We start from the raw sequence: 19,694 nt of genomic DNA, 5'->3' as shown, positions 1-19,694 counted from the left end.
CAATGCAAACGGTCCAACTCTTGCAATTCTTAAAGATGTTCAGGCCATTCTTTAAATAGATGCAATCCTCGGAGTCAATCTGATATATACGAAGTGAATAAGCCGAGGATTGTGGAAACGAAGTCAGAAGAGCTCAAAGCTAGAGGTGCGCCGATAGCAAATGCGACAATAGCAAAAGCACTGTGAAGAAAGCGTGGCAATAGAAATTGACGGGAAACGGAATTTTTGTGCGTTCTCATAGTTTAGTTCAAGGGATCTCACTTTTCCCTGAAACCATTGCTTTAATTGGTGAAGCCAATATCTGGGTTGAAGAGACTTTTACTAATCGAAATTCTGTTCGCTTCACTCAATGGTTAATTCAGCAGGCGTTGAGTAGCACGCATCCCGGCGAGCTCGAAATTTGGGTTTACGACGAAGCATTATGTGGGGTTGCTGCTCCCTTTGTTGGAGTGAACGAGGGGGGTGAGCAACTACTGCGGTCACTGAATAGTGCCCTCGAGCTAAAATACGCACTGGCCGAATTACGATTACATTTACAAGGAGTCAACAACGTTATCCAAGGTCGTGCCGATAATCTGCTTGGGTTTCGTAAGAAGGTTGGAGGCGCTGTCGAGGGATTTAAGCTTATTGTTCTGGCCACCGATGTCACCATGTTAGACGAAGAGACGTTGGGACAACTATCAACCTTGCTGAAGGTCGGACCTAGCTTAGGGGTCAGTTTTATTATTCATGCTATGACACTTGATGTAAACCCATACTTACTTCGTCTGTTTGATCTTTACAATGTGGGTGAAAAAACGGTGTCTTCGGAACTGTTTGACAAAGAGGTGCCGTGGGAGCCTGACGAAATCGAAAAAGTCATTGAGACCGCGAATCTTCTAGGACGTCAAGTCGCCACACAGCCAGTGGACAATGTGCCGATGACGAGTTTACAAAGGTTCTCAAAAATATGGGATTGCTCAAGTCGTGAGGGATTGACCTTCTGTGTAGGGCTTTACGGCGACGACGTTATTAATATTACTATAGGTGATGAGGTTAACCAGCGCCACAACGTGCTTGTAACAGGAGCGGTTGGACAAGGCAAATCAAATCTGATTTCGGTAATTATTCACAGTTTGTGTCAGAGGTACTCACCCAACGAACTTAAATTTGTGTTGCTAGATTTTAAAGAAGGAGTTACATTACAGCGCTTCTTTGCCGAAGGCCGTGAAGACTTTCTGCCCCATGCCATGATTCTTGGCATGGAAGCGGACCGTCGTTTCGGTTTAAGCGTATTTGAGCATCTATTTGCAATATATAAGAAGCGAATGAAGTTATTTAAAGCTGTTGGGGTGCAGAGTATTAGAGAGTATAGGATGCTGTGTCCCGCGGAGAAGATGCCGCGTTTGCTTGTAGTTATAGATGAATTCCAAATGATGTTCTCCGAGAACGACCGGTTAGCGGCTGCGATTGGGGATCTTCTGAAAAAGGCGGTGAGACTGTTTCGTGCGTGTGGAATTCATTTTCTGTTGGCATCGCAAACCATCGGAGGGAATCCGCAACTCATGGGGGCAGAAGGTGAGGGAGTTTTTGCCCAGATCCCGATTCGTATTGCGTTAAAAAACTCGGTGGCTGAATCTCAGGCAACTTTAGGCATGAATAATACCGCCGCGTCCCGACTCCGTTCTCGGCAAGCAATTGTAAACCTTGACTATGGTGATATTTCTTCTAATAAAAAATGTGCTATAGCGTATGCAGATGAAGAGTATCTTCTACCGTGGCGCAAGAGATGGTGGCTGAGTGCTGAAGACGTGGTTCCGCCCTATGTATTTGATGGAGAAAAGCAACAAATTCTTAATCTTAACAAAATTCGGCGTTCGGAGCATCCTCATGCATATTTTGGCGTACGCGTTGATGTGAGTGGTCGGGTACAGTTGTCCGAGTTGCGCCCCGAAGTGGGCCGAAATATAGCATTATTTGGAAGCTCCCAAGCCCCGAAAACGTTTGTTGCTCTTGTCGCTTCTCTCTTGATGTCGACTTCCGGGTCATTGCGTGTAACGTGTCTTAATTTTGCGGAGGCAAACGGCATATGGTGCACGGCCCTCGCCTCTCTTCAAAATGTCGTACCTGAAAACGTCGATTTTGAAGTAGTTGCAAGCAGTCTCTGTGAAAGTGTATTGGAGTCCCTTGCACTTAATGTGCAAAATCGCAATTGTATGTCGTCTCGCCATCTCATTATCGGTGCTGGCATGGATCGACTACGCAATAATTTAGCATTCAGCGAGCTAGCGAAGAATGGGGCTGACAAGGGATGCCACTTCGTGGGATGGTGGTTTAAGTACGAGAGTTTTCTGGAACATGTCGGCTTTGGAGGTGGTGCCGCGTTCGATATTAGAGCAATTGCTGGACTCGACACACAGTCTGCGCGGAGAGTATTTGATGATCCTCTGCTAGACTGGGAACCGCAAAATAATCGAATGATGGTTTGGGATTTGGTGTCGATGCCCGAGCCTGCATATGTAATACCGTACACTGAGATATGTTCTGTGAGGTGATAGTGCCATGTCAAATCTGACCGAACTGACCCGACAGGTTTCAACCCTTAACCGGTCGATCAGAGATTACATTTTTAGGCTTGAGGCGTTTAATAAAGCCAATGCAGAGCAACTTGAGTTAATCAAGGTGCAGCTATCCGGGGATTCCTCGAACCCCCATTCGCAAAGGATGATCGCATGCGTGACATCGGTTGACGAGGTATTAAAGACTAGTTTCGAGTCTTTAAGTCGCGCTAGCTTAGCGTTGTCACGTGTTGAGATGCTCTAGAAGAGAGTTGTTACTGATGTCTTCCTTTCAGGATTTGATTGTCGCATCCTTTCGAGTTAGAGAAAGGGCAGCGGAGTTCGAACAGTCAACGCTGCAGGTTGCGGCACAGCTTCGGCAGCAGTTGGCCTGTTTGTCTAGTATTTCCAGAGGAAACCGTACAGCAGAAGGCGCAGTGCGAGAGGTAGAGAAAGCTCTTAAAGAGATCCAGGCAGCCGCTAGTCAGCTTTATAAACTACAGCGAGAGCTTGGCGACTTTATCAGATATGTAAGTCAGTAGGCAAGTTTAACTATGGTGGTATCGCAAAAGTTGGTTCGGCTGCGTGCAGAGATTGTCACGGAGTTGGCTATAGCGAGGAACTATCTTTCAACTATGTCAGACTGTGTTAGGGAACTGGAAGAAGAGAATACCCGGTTGGTTGGAGGTACTCCGATAGGCAGTCGCATGAATCAGGATTTGGAGTTCGCAGCTTCTCATCTGCGTCGGGCCGCCGCTTGTTTCGCCGATGCCAGCAGCATGGCGCAGAATCTGAGAGTGTGTATAGAAGTCACCGATCCGAACCAAAGTGAGAAACGAGGCACAGCATGGTAGGTAAGAGTTTAAGCTTTGCTCAGATTAGTGCGGAACTATTGCGTATAGAAAAGAGAATTAGTGGATCTCCCGGTGTTGAAGATACTTGTGACCGCGCCTACGAACTCGGGGCATCTGCGCGATCAAAGCTGACGTTGTTTACAGAACAGGATGCAGAGTTGATCAAACAGCTCATCGAGACTGGAATGGGTGAGATTATGAATGCTATCCGCGGTAGCCTCTATCAATATCGACGAAACGCCGAGATTATGCGGTCCAGTCTACAAATGTAGAAGCCTTAGTTGTCGATCCTTAAATGGAGAGTATGCGATGATAGACTACTATAGTGAGCTTAGTCTAGATGAAAGCCTGTCAACAGCTGAGTTGCGTGACAAGATTGGTGTTCAGCGTTTTCAGTGGGAGCAACGCGCCTCGCGTGCGGGAGCAGGCAGTGAAAAGGCCAAGCGTAAAATTGAGATCATTAGTGAAGCTCTTCAAGCATTTGAAGACGATGATGCCCGCGAAAGCTACGATATTGCCCTCTTGCGTGCTCGGGCTGTCAACCAGGCAGAAAAAACTGAAATCGATTGGCTCGATCGCGCTTGGAGCTATTACTTCATGAGTGAATTCGGTCCCGCAGAAATCGCGGCACGATATGCGCGAGCCGCAGTGGAAAACTCTCCAGGACCGTACGTCGTTTCTGCTTGGATTGAAATTGCACTTTTTTCGTCAGTGGAAGAACGCGGGCTTCAGGGGCAAGCCAAAAAGGCGCAACACTTGAAAAACGCAAGGGCCTTCGCTGATGAAGCGCTTGTCTTAGATGAGTTATCGGAAGACACAACCGAGGTTCATCACGTGCGTGGCGTGGTGTTATATTGTCAAGGTGAAAAGGATAAAGCCTTAAGATCCTACGAGCGCGCTGTAAAGTCGGCGTCGGGTGTAGACAAGGCCATTATTAGAGCGCGAGCGATGTTGGTGCTATTAGATTTAAATAGGATCTATGATGCATGTGAGATGGCGTTCATTCTTTTGAGCTCGGCAGAAGTTTTAGGGCGGGAGCAGCTGGGAGAAATACTCGCAGATGTTTATAAGGTGATTGATGCCTATGCTCGTGGTGTTAGAGCGTGTGACGAGTTGCTTAATAAATTTGGTCAGGACTCGATTCCCTCGTCGGTGAAAGCTACTATATCTAACTATTTGTTGACGAAACGTCGCGAGTATGCCGCTCGTGATGAGCGTGAAGTGCAAATTAAGTTAGAATTGTCACAATTGCGGCAGCGGCTGGAGGAAGTGCAACATGAACTCGAGCAGCTTCCAAAAGAGTTGGGAGAGGTGAGTTGGTTTTGGTTTTTCTTCTCACTCAGTCTGGGACTTGTTGTAATTGAGAGACTGGATCTGAACGTACTTTGGCACATTTTCCTTGGCGGGCCGCTGTTTCTCTTGTCCCTTGGTTTTGGTGGCTTGGTAGCCGATTCGCGAAACGGACGCATCAGAAATTCTCGCCTGAAAATGCAAGAGAATATTAAAGTGCTTGAAAAGGAGGAAGAGAAGCTTCTGAGCGAGCTTGGTGACCAATCCTGGACAAGGAAGCTAGGTGGTTTCAGTTGAGGATTGGAAGTTTGCTCAATTGATGGTGTAGGGGTGGTGTATGGCTGATGGGTGGTATCCTGTGGTGATGGGGGCTAACACGCCGCCTAGGCGAAATGTTTGGCATACTTGGCGGTGTTTTACTGTGTTTTTCTCACTGTCTTTACTGTTGGGCTGGAATGTGGATAACCATATGCGTGCCAGCCTGGTCATCAGTCCCCTGCAAATGTGCTAGCTGACGGTGAACTTGTCCCTGGTCGTTGGACCCGCGAGCGAAGGACCAGGCAGGGCGGGTGCCTCGCTGCCGGTCTGTGACACCTACTAGGTGGCAACGGTGACCCAGACTCGCATTCCGGTGGAGCGAAGCCGGACCACCCCTCCCCGCGGGCCGTTACGCTGGCGGCCATGATCATCTTTCGCGGACTTGGCCTGTTGGGCTTCTTCACTGTTGCGGCCGGCATGGGGCTGGTGAGTCTTTTTACCAACCCGAACCAGCCCGTCGGCCGCGTGCTCGGCGGGCTGCTGGCGGGCGCTTTTACGTACGCCCTCGGTTGGTACCTGAATGTGTACCGCGCCCGCACGAAGGCCGAGGTGTACGCGCAGCGGCGCCGAGCCGAGGTGGCGCAGGCGGCCCAACTGGGGGTCGACGCCGCTGGCGGCACGGTTACCGGGCACGGCTCGGCCCAGCTAGCTGGCAGCCTCGACGAGGCCTACCAGGCTGAGCTGGTGCACGCTCGCAAAGCCCTAAGTCGGGCCCACAGCGTGTTCTTTATCCCGCTGCAGTGGCTCGGCATCGGGGCGGGCGTTGCCATCGTCATCTCTGGCTTTTTCCTCTAAGTGCGGCCGCCCGGCGGCCCGGCCCCTGCCTAGTCGCGCATCTCGAATACTTCGCCGCGCGGCGGGAACGGCAGCCGGGCCCCGGGCGGCAGGAGAAAGGCGTGGTCGCGGCGCACCTGGACTTGGTCGCACAGGCCGTCGGTGATGATGAGCACCGGTCCGTTCTTCGGGAAGTCGGCGGCTCGCTCCAGCAGGTCGATGCCGGGCTGCAGGATGGTGCCGCCGCGCCCCTTCAGCTCCACTCGGCCCGCGATCTCGTTGGCGGGCAGCCACCCCAGGTCGTAGGCGGCGGCGTCGCAACATACCAGCCGCACCGCCGCCACTTCCTTTGCCTCGGCGTAGGCGGCGATGGCCCCCAGGGCTCGCCCAAGGCTGCGGCGGTCCATCGACCCGGAGGTGTCCAGGACGACGCCGAAGGTGCGTCCGTCCCGCACCTCCGGGTCCACGATCACGCGCGGCCGTGGAATGTCGGGAGTGCCGGACTGTCTTCGCGACAGGCGCAGCCATGTGCGCCGCGTCTCGATCGGCGGAAAATGGTGATCGAACCAGTGGGCCAGCTCGACTTCCCACGGGATGGGCGGCTGCAATAGGGCGTTGATTTCTTCCAGCAGCCCCACGGGCAGGAGCCCGCGCCCCTGCTGTTGGTGGAGCAGCAGCCCCTTGCCGAGCTGCTCCCGGCAGAAGGCATCCAGGTCGGTAAACGGCCCCGCCCCACCACCGATGCGGCGCCGCAGAATGTCGCCCTGCCTGCCCGCCAGGGTGCGCAGCCGGCGGGCGCGGCGCAGGTCGCCGACCAGCCGGTCGTAGACCTCCTCCGTGCTGAGGTCCCGCAGCTCTGGATCGTGCAGCATGCCGATCGGCGGCGGCTGCCCCACCTCCATCTGCAGCAGCCAGTCGTTGATGACGAAGTCGCAGGCCACGTTCCACAGATAGGGATCCCGGCCCTGGCAGCGCCGCATGTGCCGCAGCGCCACGTGCAGCACCTCGTGGGCGATGACGAAGCGTTTGCTTTCTTCGGACAGCTGCTGAATCGGGTTTAGGTAGACGGTGCGTAGCTCCTCGTCGACGGCCGCGACCTCGATCTGCTCGCGGCGGCAAATGTCGGCGTCCTCGATGAACGTGAAGCTCGCGACCATCGACCCGAGCAGCGGGAAGGAGGAGATGAACCAGTCGCGCGCCCGCCACGTCGACGTTGACAGCTTGCTGTGCTCGGCCACCCCGGGCTGGGCGACCCGTCCGCCGTGCGCCCCGGCCGCCGCCTCGACGGCTTCCCGCACCGAGCTGGCAACCGCGGCGGCGAAAATCTCCGGCCAGGTATCCCACATGTGCCGCTCGGTCCAAGCGCTGGGATGCTCCAGGGTGTCTTCGCCGGGCCCGGCCAGGCTCAGGGCGTAGGCCCACTCGGGCACCCCGTGCTCCACGAACTCCCGATACCAGCGGTCGGTGTCCCACTGCGGCAAGCTATCGGGCAGCGTCATGCTCGGTGGGGGCGTGCCCACCCGCAGGCCTTGGGCCATCTGCGCGGTGGTGACGTCCACCGCGGAGCTCCACGCGCTCCACTCGCCCCGGTCTTTCTCCCACAGGTCCAGGCACTGCGACAGCAGGGCGCGCGCCAGCAGGTAGGTCCAGTGTGTCGCCTCCTCCCGCCGGGTGGGATGCACGTAGAAATACTCGAAGTCTTTCAGCACCCGGACCCAGCCCTGGGGCGGGGTATACGCACTCTCTCGGCGTACCCACCCGGCCTCGCGCTCCAAGCGCCGGAAAATGGGGTGGCGTCGTAGGCCCTCCACCCCGGCCTCGAACGCGGCGGTCGCGGGGGAGACCTTGTTGCCTGACCGGCCGCGTCCCGTTCTGCTCACGCCTGCTTGTCTTTCTCCCGCGACAGCAGCCGCGGCAGGTCGCGCACCACCTCGATCAGGAACCAGGCGGGCAGCTGCGAGTCCGTCTCCTCGTTTACCACCACTTGCGCCATTTCCACGCTGATCTGCGCCAGGTCCTTCAGCATGGCCTTGGCGGTATGGATAAAGGCTTGCGTCTCGCCGACCGCCAGTTTCTTTTCCGCGGGGAGGGTTTTGATGAGCCGGGCCCGGAACGCCTGGGCCAGGAAATACAACACGTCACGGTCTTCCAGGGCGTGCGGCCAGCGGGCCTCGCCCTTGATGATGCGGTCCAGCAGATGGCGGTCGTCGACGAGCTTGGCGAAGGCCTTGAATTGGGCGGCGTGCTGCGGGGTGAGGCAGCCGGAGGCCACGGCCTCCACCATCGCGGGCGGCGTGGTGGCGCCGAACGACTGCAGGGCGTCGCTGACCATGTGCCAGGCCCGGGGAGTGGAGAACGGTTCCTCGTGCCGGGGTGGTTTGCTCCATAGGTGGTCGGGACGCTGGGTGACGTACTCGATCACGAGGGGATGCAATCCGGTGGCGCTGGCCCACTGCAACCATTGGCTGGTCGAGACGCGCAGGTGCACGTGCACCATCCGGTTCAGGAGGGCCGACGACATCTGCTTGACGATCGCCGAGTCATGCGCCCGGTTGCCTGCCCCGATGACGACGCTGCCCGCCGGCAGCTCGTATTCGCCCACCCGCCGGTCGTTGATGAGGCTGTAGAACGCCTTTTGGACGTCCTGGCTGCAGGCGTTGAGCTCATCGAGGAAGAGGCAGTAGGGCTCGTCGCGGGCGATGAGGGCGGGCGGGAAGAAGCGGGTGACTCCGTCCTTGATCTGCGGCACCCCCATGAGGTCCTCCGGGGCCAGCTGGCTGCCGAGCAGGGACACGCACTCCAACCCCACGCTGGTGGCGAACTGCTCGACGAGTGCGGACTTGCCGATTCCCGGCGGCCCCCAAATGAACACGGGCCGGGCGGTGGCGACGTTGAGGAGAAAGTCGGTTAGCTCGCGGGGCGTGAGGGACGAGACTGCCTGCATGGGGTCCTTTCTATGGTGTGTGGCGGCAACCTTAGCGGTAGCGGTGCGCTTGCGGGCGGATGTCGCCGACTTGCGACAGCGACCGTGGGGGTAGGCGGGTCAGGCGGCGGGCGGAGGTGGCTCTCCGCGCTTATGGCCGAAAGGTGGACGCGGTTAAGAGCGATGTAGGTCACACTGGAAGTGTCGGTGGACGTGTCTCGGGCGGGCCGGGGCGCGGTAGCCGATCCCATTTACCGAATGGGACAAGGAGAGGAAGGTGCATCATGCGCAAACTAGTTGCCTGGGCCGCGGCGGCGGGGCTCGCGCTCACGCTCTCGGCCTGTGATGAGAAGATGGGTTTTGCCCCCGCCGGGCAGACGCCGACGACCGACTCGGCGACGGGCGTGTCCGGGCAGGAAGCCAGCGGCGGGGATGCCCCCTTGCTGGCGGAGGAGGTCTCGGTGCCGGACGCCAAGCAGGACCACGAGGGGGATGCTCCCTTGCTGGCAGAGGTGGAGTCGGTGCCGGGAGTGGAGGAGCATTTCCCGAACCTGACGCAGTACTTCGAGGTGCCGTTGGCGGCTGATTGGCGAGCGGGGCTAACGTGCGGGCAGGCGCTGTCGGATCCGACGGGCAAGCTGTTGCGCGAGCACACGGGCCGTATCGTGAAGGAAACGGGTCTGAACGGTGACGACGTGTTCGAACAGGTCCGGGGTTATTGCGCGACGGTCGGGCAGGGGAGTGACGACGTCTCTCTGGCCTTGTTCCTGGCCAACGGCTATGCGCTGGATCCGCACGGGCAGGTGCCGATCACGCCCGACAACGTCGCCCAGGTCGGGTGCCGGAGCTTCATCGATTTGCCCGCTGCCGAGAAGGACGGACTGTTTGCCATGCTGCGGCCCGCCTACGGTTCGGAGGCGGAGTTCGCCGAGTATCGCAGCCACGCGGAGGACATGTGCTCGGTCTTCCCCACCAACGGCATCCTCATCGGCCTGCTCACCCCGAAGGAGCCGGGCGTCGACCCGGGGACGCAGATTATGCAACGTTTCCCGCAGCTGGAGCCCTACTTCAAGTATCCGGTGCCTGCCAACTGGCGGGCGGGCCTGACTTGCCAGCAGGTGCTGGCGGACGAGACGGGTACGGTTTTGTGGGATGCTGCCCCGAAGCTGGCCTCTCAGCTGGACTACACCCCGCAGAGTATCGCGGACGCGATCAAGGGCTACTGCCACGTGTTGGGGCAGCCGGGCGACGACGTGTCGTTGGCGGTGCACCTGTCCCTGTCCTACTCGCTGTGGCCGCAGTCCGCGGCTGAGGTGACGCAGAGCAATGTCGGCCAGGTCGGGTGCGAGACGTTCTCGAAGTTCACCGCCGCGGAGCGGGACGGACTGTTTGCCTTGCTGCGCCCGACCTTCGCCTCCGAGGACGAGGCCCGTGGCTTCCGGGTGCAGGTGGAGGAGCTCTGTGCCGCCTACCCCACCAACGCTATTCTCTTGGGCCTGTTGCGTTAGCCCGGGCGTTGCGGGGCTGACCTGCCTGCGGGTCAGCCCCGCACGCTGTTGCCCGCCACCAGGCGAGGCGCGAGCAGCTCGCAGGCGGGGGCGGGGCGGGCGGGGCTCAGTTGGGCGACCAGCAGCTCCACGGCTCGCTCCGCCAGCTCCGCGGTACGCATGTCGAAGTGGGTCGGCCGGGTCAGTGTGTGGCTATGCGGCGGGTCCCAGGCGGCGGCGATCAGCGAGGTGGCCTGGCCAGGGGGCAGGCCCGCGGCGTCCAGCGCGTTGCACCAGTTGTCGGCGCCCACCAGCGGACCGAGGATGAAGGCGGCCCCGGCGGCCGGGGCCAGTTCGGCCAGGTGGGCGTGGGTGGCCGCCAGGTCGGCGCCGCAGCGCACCTCGCGCAGCTCGACTCCCTGTTGCCGGGCCGCCTCGGTCGCGCCCGCCGCGAAGCGGTCGAGGAAGTTGAGGTGGGCCAGGCTGGGGTGATCGGGCAGCACCAGAGTGAGGTGGTCGTGTCCGGCCCGGGTCAGGGTGTCCACCGCTTGTCGTCCGGCGGCCACGTAGTCGGCATCGACGGCGGTGACGGGCGAGTCGGCGCCGGGGGCACTGGCCGCGGGCAGGCCGATGAAAACGGCCGGGGTGTGGCTGGCGCGCACGGTCTCTACCCGCGGATCGCCGGTGAGTACCTCCATGATCAACAGGCCGTCGCAGAGGGCTGAGTCGATTACTCGGCGTAGGCCGGCACGGCCTTCGTCGGTGGTCAGCAGGAGAAGGTCGTAGTCGTGGCGGCGGGCGGCCGTGGCCAGGCAGACCAGGAAGTGGTGTTGGGCGGCGGCGTCGGCCCCCAGCCGGTAGGGCACTACGACACCGAGGATGTGGGTTCGTTGTGATTTCAGGGCGCGGGCACCGCGGTGGGGGCGGTATCCGAGGTGCTGCATGGCGGCCAGCACCTTTTCCTGGGTGGCGGGGGAGACGGCGCGGCGGCCTGACATGACGTACGACACCGTGGTCTGTGATACCCCGGCGGCGGTGGCCACGTCGCGGCTGGTCGGCTTGCGGCTGCTCATCGCCCTCCAGGATGCCATGCGCGGTCAGGGATTGGGGGGCAGGCGCCGCCCTAAAAGGCTACGGAGGGGCCTTAAGTGGTGCTATTTGTCGCCTGTGGCCCAGGGATGGCCAGTTAGGGCGCGTCACCGCGGGGCCAGTCGTTCCTGCGCCCGCCGCGGCCACCCGCTGCGGCCCTTAGCCCCGCAGTGGCGTCCAACTTGTTGACGTTGCTCCCACAGTCCCTTAACGTATGGTCCACGTCACAATGTTGTCGAAGGGTCGGCGATGACCCTTCTTTATTTTTCCGGTTGCGCATACGTATGCGTAAGCGGGGGAGCCCGGGGAGCAATGTTCACTGCCATCCAGGATGGGACAGGATTTCAAGTCCACGATCGCCACGCGGTGCTGAGCGTTGAGGCGTGGGGACAGCAGGCGGTGCGGGTGCGTGTTGTGCCCGATGCCGCCCCCCGCCCTGACCACGGTGCCTTGCTGGCTCGGCCCCAGCCATCTGCCGACGTCTCACTCACCCTGGCTGAGACCACCGCCACGCTGCAGGTAGGGCACTTGACGGTGCACGCCGCGTGGACGCCGGGCGCGGGCAACGGCTACCTGCTCCTCAGTTTCGCCCACCGAGGGCAAGAGGTGCTACGGGAAGAACCCGAACACTTCTGGTGGCCGGGGCCCCACGGCGTCTATCCCGCAGGCGAGGGCAGCGAGGTGCACCAGACCTTCGCCGCCTACCCCGACGAGCGGCTATTCGGCCTCGGCCAATACAGCCACGGCCTGCTGGACCACAAGGGTGCCGTGTTGGACCTCGTGCAGCGCAACGGCGAGGTCTCCATCCCCTTCGTGCTGTCTAGCCGCGGCTACGGGCTGCTCTGGAATAACCCGGCCGTCGGACGCGTCGAATTCGGGGCCACCCGCACCCGGTGGGTCGGCCACGGCACTGACGTTATCGACTACTGGCTGACCGTCGGCGATGAGCCCAAAGACATTCTGGCCGCCTACGCCGCCGCCGTTGGTCGCCCTCCGGAGCTGCCCGCGTGGGCCAGCGGCTTCTGGCAGTCCCGGCTGCGCTACACCAGCCAGGCGGAACTATTGGAGGTGGCGCGCGAATACCGCCGCCGAGGCCTGCCGCTGGCGGTTATTGTCTCCGATTTTCTCCATTGGCCCGCCATGGGGGACTACCAGTTCGACCCAGCGGAGTACCCCGATCCGCGCGCCATGCTCGCCGAACTGGACGAGCTGGGAGTGCAGCTCATGGTCAGTGTCTGGCCGACCGTCTCCCCCTTGTCCGCCAACTACCTGCAGATGCGTGATGCCGGGCTGCTGGTCGGCACCCACCAGGGCGTTGAGTTCCACCAGACCTTTAAAGACAAAGGCATGCCCACCGCCCTGCCGGTAGCGTTCTACGATCCCACCAACCCGCGCACGCAGGCCTACATCTGGGACAAGATCAAGCAGGGCTACCACGACCTGGGGGTGCGGGTGTTCTGGCTCGATGCCTGCGAGCCCGAGCTCAATCCTGGCCATCCCGGTAACCTGCGCTTCTTCACCGGCACCGGTTGGCAGGTGGCCAACACCTTCCCCCGCGACAACGCGCGCTTTTTTGCGGCGGGACTGGCGGCGGCGGGCACCCCCAGCACGGTGCTGCTGTGTCGCTCAGCCTGGGCGGGCCAGGCCCGCTACGGTGCCGCCGTCTGGTCGGGCGACATCGCCCCCACCTGGCAGGCCCTATCCGCCCAGGTCACCGCCGGGCAGTCGATCGCTATCGCGGGTATTGCCTGGTGGACTAGCGACATCGGCGGCTTCCACGGCGGCGACCCCACCGACCCCGCCTACCAAGAGCTCTTCATTCGCTGGTTTCAATTCGGCGCCTTTTGCCCGTTGTTCCGCCTGCACGGACACCGCGAACCGCGCGAACAGGTCGGCGGGGTGGCCCCCGGCGGGGCCAACGAGGTGTGGTCCTATGGGCCGGTGGCCTACGACATCGCCGCCACCTACCTGCATTTGCGCGAAAAACTCCGCCCGTACCTGCACCAGGTCATGGCGGAGGCCGCCCGCACCGGCATTCCGCCGATGCGTGCCCTCTTTCTGGAATTCCCCGCCGATCCGGCGGCCTGGGAACACCCCCAACAGTTCCTCCTCGGGGCTGACCTTTTGGTTTGCCCCGTGCTCGCGCCCGGCATCACCGAGCTCGACGTCTACCTACCTGCGGGGGCGCGCTGGCGCGACCCCGCCACCGGGCAGATGTACGACGGTGGCGCCACCGTCCGCGTGCCAGCCCCGCTGGAACGCATCCCCGTGTTAATTCGGGAAGGCTCGCCCCTGACCTGGTGACGCCGCCCCCACCATCCAACTTTCCCCAGTAAAACCAAGGAGCACACACCATGCGCACTGCGTCTTTCGCGCGGCGGTCGCTACTTGCCCTCACCGCCGCCCTCGCCCTCCCGCTGGCCGCCTGCGCGGGCAGCACCACTTCCGACGCCCCCACCAGCGGCGGGACTGCCGCCCCGGCCGCCGACGGCGAGCAGGTCACCATCGAAATGTGGGACTACCTCGGCCAAGGCGTCTCCAACACCGCCATGACCGAAGCGATCGCCAAGTTCGAGGAGTTGAACCCGGGCATCAAGGTCAATCGCACCTCTTTCGCCTACCCGGACCTCAGCCCCACCATCGTCAAGGGCGGGGTCGGGGGAGACGTGCCGGACCTGGCCGTAGTCGACGTGGTCGACAACCAAAACTTCGCCTCCCTGGGGTTGCTGGCCGACCTGACCGAGTCGGTCGGGGGGCGCAGCAACGAGTTCTACCCAGGACCGTGGTCCTCCACCCAGATGGACGGCAAAACCTACGGTCTGCCGCTGAACTCCAACAACCTGGCCCTCTACTACAACAAGACACTGCTGGACCAAGCAGGGCTGTCCGTGCCCACCACCTGGGAAGAACTGGCCTCCACCGGCAAGGCCCTGAGCAAAGACGGGGTCTCGGGCCTGGCCATCTCGGCCATCAAGAACGAGCAGGGCACCTTCCAGGTGCTGCCGTTCGTTTGGCAGACCGGGGGAGACCTGGACAACTACGGCACCTCCGGGGGCGAGGCGTTGACCTTCCTCAAGGGCCTGGTGGACGACGGCGTGGTCTCCGCTGCCGTTACTAACTACTCGCAGGAGGATGCCCGCACCCAGTTCACGGCCGGGAAAGCCGCCATGATGATCAACGGACCGTGGGAGCTGCAAAACCTCGCCGATGTACCCTTCGAGTGGGCGGTCGCCCCGCTGCCTGCCGGGAAGGCCAAGGCCACTGGCCTCGGTGGGGAGAACGTCGTCGTCATGCAGGAGGCCAAGCAGCCGGAAGCTGCCCGCCTGCTCGCCGAGTTCCTCACCGGTCCGGAAGGCGCCAAGATCTACTGCGACGCCTCCGGTCAGCTCTCCGCCCGCCCCGATCTGAAGGGCAAGCTCAAGCTCAGCGCCGACCCCAACCTGCAGGTCTACGAGGCACAGATGGAGCACGCCAAGGCCCGCGCTTACGGCAAGGACTACGCCAAAGTCTCCGAAGCCGTGCAGCTCTCGATTCAAGAAGCCCTCACGGGCGCGGTAGACCCGAAAGAGGCGGCCAAGAAGGCCGAACAGACCCTTTCCGGGCTGCTGACTGCAGAAAAATGAGCCACCAGCGGACTCAGGCTCGGGCGGCGGGTATGCGCCACACCCGCCGCCTGGGCCTCGCCCTGGCGGCCCCGGCCCTGCTCTACATCCTCGTCTTCCTCGTCGCCCCGCTGGTCTATAACCTGTGGATCAGCGTCTCGGACGCCAACGGGGCCAACCTCATCACTGGTGATTTCTCGCCCCAAGGTTTTGACAACTACGCGGCCGTTACCAAAGACGGAGGCTTTTGGAAGGCCCTGTTATTGTCAGCAATCTTCACCGTGGCCTGCCTCGTGTTCCAGTTCGCCATCGGCTACGCCCTCGCGCTGTTCTTCCGCCGTCCCTTTCCTGGTAACGGCGTTATTCGGGCCCTGTTGCTGGTGGGGTGGATCCTGCCGCCGGTGGTTACCGGCACCATCTTTCGGTGGATGTTCGACGCCGACTACGGGGTGATCAACTACGCCCTGACCGGACTGGGGCTGGTGGACAAGCCCGTGCAGTGGCTGACCGGGCCCGTCTCAGCCATGGTGGCCGTAGTGGTGGCCAACCTGTGGGTCGGCATTCCGTTCAACATGCTGCTGCTGCTAGCGGGGCTACACACCATCGACGACACCCTGTATGAAGCCGCGCAGGTAGATGGCGCGGGCAAGTGGCGCTGCTTTACCTCCATCACCTCGCCGCTCATGTTGCCCGTCATCGTCTCCGTCCTCCTGCTCGGCGTCATCAACACCTACAAGGTCTTCGATCTCATCTTCGTCATGACCAAGGGGGGACCAGTTGACGCCACCACCACCCTGCCGGTCTACACCTACAACCAAACCTTCACCACGTTCGAATTTGGATACGGCGCGGCCACCTCCAGCTTGACCCTGCTGCTGCCGCTGGCCCTGTCCTGGTTCTACGTCCGCAGCCTGCGTCAGGAGGACCAATGAGTCACCCGCCTGCTCTTGCCCTGGCTCCCGCGGAGCGCCGCCGCCGAGCGCTGGCCCGCCGCAAGTCCGCTGTCGGCTGGGCTATCGCGGCCATCTACCTGTTTCCCGTCTACTGGATGGTGACTACCGCTTTGAAGGATAGGGGAGCGTCGTTCGCCTCCCCGCCGCAACTGGTGCCGCACGCCCCCACGTTGGCGTCCTTCGAGGCGGCATTTTCACCGGAATACGGGATCTTGCTGGCCCTCGGCAACTCCGTCCTCATCGCGGGCGGCACGTTGCTGGTGACGCTCGTGGTGGCGGTGCCGAGCGCTTACGCGGTTGCCCGCTTCCGCGATGTGGTGTCCACCAGCATGCTGGTGCTGCTGACCGTGGTGCAGCTGCTGCCCGCCATCGCCATCTCGATCCCCATGTTCGTGCTGTTTCGGCAGTTGGACCTGATCAACACCCACCTGTCGATCATCTTGGCTGACGTGTCGGTGACGCTGCCCTTCGCCGTGATCTTGCTGCGCCCCTACTTCAAGCAGTTCCCCTACGAGATCGAGGAGGCAGCCAAGTTGGACGGGTTGGGGGTGCTCGGCACGATAGTGCGTATCGTGCTGCCCACCATCCGGCCCGGCATCGTGATGATTGGGTCGTTTGCCTTCCTAATGGCGTGGGGAGAGTTCACCTTCGCCCTAGCGTTGTCCACCAAGCAGGAGATCCAGCCCCTCACGGTCGCGTTGAACCGCCTGATCGGGCAGTACGGCACCAACTGGAACGACCTGATGGCGGTGGCCACGCTGATCGCGGCCCCCGTGCTCGTCATCTTCATCGCCGTGCAGCGCTACATAGTGGCCGGCCTCACAGGTGGGGCCACTAAGGGGTGAGCGCCCCGAAGATTAGGGGCAGGTGGGGGAGGGATAAGCGCCAGGTTGCCTTGTAGGCTGAATTTGGTAAACAACACGACCAGAACGGATGCTTTTATGCGCAAGATTGTTGCAATGGCGATGGCCACCGGCATGGCGTTGACCATGGCCGCCTGTGGTGGCAAGGAAGAGGCTCCCACCCAGTCCGCCCCCTCGGCGGTGGCCACCGCCGACAAGATGGACAAGATGGAGTCCGCTAGCCCCGAGGCGATGGAGTCCACCTCCCCGGAGGCCATGGAGTCCGCCAGCCCGGAGGCGATGAGCCCCTCTGAAGGTGCCTCCGCGCCCGCCGGTGACCAGGCGGCCACTCCGGGGGCATCCATTTCCCTGGAAACCTTGACGTGCAAGGACTTCTTGCAGATGGCCACCGAGCGGCCTGATGACCCCGCTCTGGCCATGGAGATGGCCAAGGTGATGATGGAGCGTGGCATCAATGTCACCGACAACGCCGCCGCTCAAGAGTTCGGCATGAAGCTGGGCATGGCCTGCGTGCAGCCGGACAATGCTGACAAGCTCGTGGCGGACGTGGCTAAGACCCTGTAATAGACCGCTCGCAAGACGGCTGGGGATGCGTCCGTTACGCATCCCCAACCGTCTTGTTTTATAGTACTTGTCACCCTTAACCTCCCGCCTACTTTAGGAGTGCCGCCGTGGCGTCGCTCCCGCGGCTGGCCTAGCAATTCTTGAGAAAATCGGAGCGGCTCCCGTGAACAACTATCCCGCCCCTGGCTCCGGCCCGGGCACCCCTGAAAACCCTGGACCCTACGGCTATCCCGGCTCGGGCTCGGCAGACGGTTATTACGCAAGCGGAGCGGGCGGAGCCATGCCGCCGTCGATGCCGCCCGCGGGTGGCTACCCGGCCGGTGGTGACTCGGCTGGTTACGGCTATCAGCCTGGCTACGGCTATCACCAGCCCGGCCCCAACCGTTCCAAGGGCGTCTTGGTAGCGGTGCTCGTGGTGGTGCTCGTGGCGATTCTGGCTGGAGTGGCTTGGCTGCTCATTGCCAAGAAGTCAGATTCACCGCAGCCGGAGGTAACCGCGACCACCGCGCCGCAGGAGGTCACGCAGGCTCCACAGCCTTCCGAAGAAGACAAGGAGACCCTGCCGCGGGAGGACCCCAGTCAGGGGACCGGCGGTGACACGGACCCGGGCAAGCAGCAGGGCGGTGACAGCTCCGGGGCCACCCCCGGCACCGGCGATGAGCTCTCGCTGACGAAGATGACCTGCAACGAGTTCATGCAGCTGGCGGCCAAAGGTGAAGACGAGGTGCCTTTCGAACTTGCCTTCGAGCTCGGAAAGATCATGATTGAAAAGGGTGTGGACGTGCAGGACTCGAAGGCTGCTGAACAATTCGGCATTAACCTTGGCATCGCCTGCTTCAAGAGCGGTAATGGTGACCGTCCTGTGGCGGATGTCGCCCGGGAGTTGTGAAGACCGCCGCCCAATCAGTCGTAAAATTGGGTGCGGCAAAATATGTTGACTAATTTTCTACCCACTATCTGAGGAGAATCATGCGGAAAATTGCGGCAGTAGTCGCCCTGGGCCTCACGTTGGCCATGTCGGGGTGTGGGAACGCCGAAAACATTGGCAAGATGAGCTGCAAGGAGTTCTTGGAGAAGGCGCAGAGTGACCCCAAGAGCATGGAGCGCGATGCGGATGCTTTCGCGCGGGCCCACGGTATCAATAACGAATCCGAGGCGCAGGAGTTCGGTCTGAAGATTGCTGGCTTCTGCATTGATCCAGCAAACCAGGACAAGACGATCGAGGAAGCCGCTACCTCGAGCAAGTAGCAAGCTCCTATGGTGCTGCCGGGCCCCGCGGGCCCGGCAGCACCTCTGTTTCGGGCGAAAAACGCAGGTGGGCGTGAGCAGTGGCACAGGTCGAGATCTGGCAACGGACTGGAAATAGCCTGCTAATGCCGTTAGGGTGGTGGGCGGTGCCCGGACCCTTCCGGTGCCCCCACGGATGTGGCCTCTACATCCATCGGGCTCGATACGCTACCGCGCGAGCTCCAGACGCCTCACGGCGGGCTGGCCCCACGCGGTGAAGTGTGCCCGCGCCGGGGGAGCCAGAGCATTCGGGCGAGACAGATTCGCTCACGTGAGACGGAGTAGTAGTGCCAACGATTCAGCAGCTCGTCCGTAAGGGACGCAGCGTCAAGGCGGGGAAGACCAAGACCCCGGCCCTCAAGGGCAGCCCGCAGCGTCGTGGGGTGTGCACGCGCGTGTACACCACGACCCCGAAGAAGCCGAACTCGGCCCTGCGGAAGGTGGCGCGTGTTCGCCTCTCCAGCGGCATTGAGGTTACCGCTTACATTCCCGGTGTCGGCCACAACCTGCAGGAGCACTCGATCGTGCTCGTGCGTGGTGGTCGTGTGAAGGACCTGCCCGGTGTGCGTTACAAGATCGTGCGTGGCGCTCTCGACACCCAGGGTGTGCGTGGCCGCCAGCAGGCTCGCTCCCGCTACGGCGCTAAGAAGGAGAAGAAGTAATGCCTCGTAAGGGCCCTGCACCCAAGCGTCCCCTCATCGCGGACCCGGTTTACGGCTCCCCGATGGTGACCCAGCTGGTCAACCGTGTGCTGTTGGACGGCAAGAAGTCGACCGCGCAGCGCATCGTGTACAACGCCCTGGAGGGCGTGCGCGCCAAGACTGACCAGGACCCGGTGGCCGTCCTGAAGCGTGCCATGGACAACATTCGTCCCGCCCTTGAGGTGCGTTCCCGCCGTGTCGGTGGCGCCACCTACCAGGTGCCTGTCGAGGTGCGCGCCTCCCGCGCCACCACCCTGGCCCTGCGTTGGCTGGTGGACTACTCCCGGCAGCGGCGTGAAAAGACGATGACCGAGCGCCTCATGAACGAGATCCTCGACGCCTCCAACGGTCTCGGTGCGGCCGTGAAGCGGCGGGAGGACATGCACAAGATGGCGGAGTCCAACCGGGCCTTCGCTCACTACCGCTGGTAAACCCCACCCGAACGAGCGAAG

17 protein-coding genes are annotated in these 19,694 nt (G+C 61.4%); 14 read left to right on the top strand and 3 right to left on the bottom strand.

The window, feature by feature from the left end; translation table 11 throughout:
• Nucleotides 1–206 precede the first annotated feature (206 nt).
• From BSZ40_RS10550 to BSZ40_RS10540, 4 genes are all read left to right on the top strand, one after another.
• Nucleotides 207–2,534, top strand: coding sequence for an FtsK/SpoIIIE domain-containing protein (locus tag BSZ40_RS10550; RefSeq protein ID WP_143180957.1), 2,328 nt, complete (start codon nt 207–209; stop codon nt 2,532–2,534).
• A gap of 850 nt (nt 2,535–3,384) precedes the next feature.
• Nucleotides 3,385–3,663, top strand: coding sequence for a hypothetical protein (locus BSZ40_RS11720; protein ID WP_143180956.1), 279 nt, complete (start codon nt 3,385–3,387; stop codon nt 3,661–3,663).
• Between the two features lie 37 nt (nt 3,664–3,700).
• Nucleotides 3,701–4,978, top strand: a complete 1,278-nt coding sequence (locus tag BSZ40_RS11715) for a hypothetical protein (protein WP_143180955.1) — start codon at nt 3,701–3,703, stop codon at nt 4,976–4,978.
• 384 nt (nt 4,979–5,362) lie between these two features.
• Nucleotides 5,363–5,794 carry a hypothetical protein gene (locus BSZ40_RS10540; RefSeq protein ID WP_073826188.1) on the top strand — a complete coding sequence of 144 codons (432 nt, stop codon included), beginning with the start codon at nt 5,363–5,365 and terminating at the stop codon, nt 5,792–5,794.
• A gap of 29 nt (nt 5,795–5,823) precedes the next feature.
• Here the strand turns inward: BSZ40_RS10540 and BSZ40_RS10535 are convergent, their stop codons facing one another.
• Both BSZ40_RS10535 and BSZ40_RS10530 read right to left on the bottom strand, forming a co-directional pair.
• The gene (locus tag BSZ40_RS10535; protein ID WP_073826187.1) at nt 5,824–7,653 is read right to left on the bottom strand and encodes a vWA domain-containing protein; all 1,830 of its coding nucleotides are present in this window, start codon (nt 7,651–7,653) and stop codon (nt 5,824–5,826) included.
• Entirely contained in the window at nt 7,650–8,717 is a 1,068-nt protein-coding gene (locus tag BSZ40_RS10530; protein WP_073826184.1) for an AAA family ATPase, read from the bottom strand. Before BSZ40_RS10530 ends, BSZ40_RS10535 begins: the two co-directional genes overlap by 4 nt.
• A 263-nt stretch (nt 8,718–8,980) precedes the next feature.
• On the opposite strand from BSZ40_RS10530, the gene BSZ40_RS10525 reads away from it, so the two are divergent.
• The gene (locus BSZ40_RS10525) at nt 8,981–10,204 is read left to right on the top strand and encodes a hypothetical protein (protein ID WP_073826181.1); all 1,224 of its coding nucleotides are present in this window, start codon (nt 8,981–8,983) and stop codon (nt 10,202–10,204) included.
• A 32-nt stretch (nt 10,205–10,236) separates the two neighbouring features.
• On the opposite strand, the gene BSZ40_RS10520 is transcribed toward BSZ40_RS10525, so the two are convergent.
• Nucleotides 10,237–11,256, bottom strand: a complete 1,020-nt coding sequence (locus BSZ40_RS10520) for a LacI family DNA-binding transcriptional regulator (RefSeq protein ID WP_073826179.1) — start codon at nt 11,254–11,256, stop codon at nt 10,237–10,239.
• A gap of 328 nt (nt 11,257–11,584) precedes the next feature.
• Between BSZ40_RS10520 and BSZ40_RS10515 the strand changes: the two genes are divergently transcribed.
• From BSZ40_RS10515 to rpsG, 9 genes are all read left to right on the top strand, one after another.
• Nucleotides 11,585–13,576, top strand: coding sequence for a glycoside hydrolase family 31 protein (locus BSZ40_RS10515; RefSeq protein WP_073826177.1), 1,992 nt, complete (start codon nt 11,585–11,587; stop codon nt 13,574–13,576).
• 50 nt (nt 13,577–13,626) lie between these two features.
• Nucleotides 13,627–14,895, top strand: coding sequence for an ABC transporter substrate-binding protein (locus BSZ40_RS10510; protein WP_073826174.1), 1,269 nt, complete (start codon nt 13,627–13,629; stop codon nt 14,893–14,895).
• On the top strand, nt 14,892–15,806 hold the full coding sequence (locus BSZ40_RS10505) for a carbohydrate ABC transporter permease (protein ID WP_073826172.1): 915 nt from the start codon (nt 14,892–14,894) through the stop codon (nt 15,804–15,806). Before BSZ40_RS10510 ends, BSZ40_RS10505 begins: the two co-directional genes overlap by 4 nt.
• Nucleotides 15,803–16,672, top strand: coding sequence for a carbohydrate ABC transporter permease (locus BSZ40_RS10500; RefSeq protein WP_084542807.1), 870 nt, complete (start codon nt 15,803–15,805; stop codon nt 16,670–16,672). The genes BSZ40_RS10505 and BSZ40_RS10500 overlap by 4 nt, the downstream gene beginning before the upstream one ends.
• Nucleotides 16,673–16,768: 96 nt before the next feature.
• Nucleotides 16,769–17,254, top strand: a complete 486-nt coding sequence (locus BSZ40_RS10495; protein ID WP_073826170.1) for a hypothetical protein — start codon at nt 16,769–16,771, stop codon at nt 17,252–17,254.
• 163 nt (nt 17,255–17,417) lie between these two features.
• The gene (locus BSZ40_RS10490) at nt 17,418–18,143 is read left to right on the top strand and encodes a hypothetical protein (RefSeq protein ID WP_143180954.1); all 726 of its coding nucleotides are present in this window, start codon (nt 17,418–17,420) and stop codon (nt 18,141–18,143) included.
• Nucleotides 18,144–18,223: 80 nt separating this feature from the next.
• Nucleotides 18,224–18,502 carry a hypothetical protein gene (locus BSZ40_RS10485; RefSeq protein ID WP_073826164.1) on the top strand — a complete coding sequence of 93 codons (279 nt, stop codon included), beginning with the start codon at nt 18,224–18,226 and terminating at the stop codon, nt 18,500–18,502.
• A gap of 326 nt (nt 18,503–18,828) precedes the next feature.
• Complete coding sequence (gene rpsL / locus BSZ40_RS10480; RefSeq protein WP_073826162.1) at nt 18,829–19,203, top strand: 30S ribosomal protein S12; 375 nt, start codon at nt 18,829–18,831, stop codon at nt 19,201–19,203.
• Nucleotides 19,203–19,673: a 30S ribosomal protein S7 gene (gene rpsG / locus BSZ40_RS10475; RefSeq protein WP_073826159.1), complete on the top strand. Its 471-nt coding sequence runs from the start codon at nt 19,203–19,205 to the stop codon at nt 19,671–19,673. The genes rpsL and rpsG overlap by 1 nt, the downstream gene beginning before the upstream one ends.
• The last annotated feature ends 21 nt before the right edge of the window (nt 19,674–19,694 follow it).

The organism is Buchananella hordeovulneris, from assembly GCF_001907235.1.
Classification (GTDB): Bacteria; Actinomycetota; Actinomycetes; order Actinomycetales; family Actinomycetaceae; genus Buchananella; species Buchananella hordeovulneris.
This window is presented reverse-complemented; position numbering and strand designations above follow the sequence as displayed.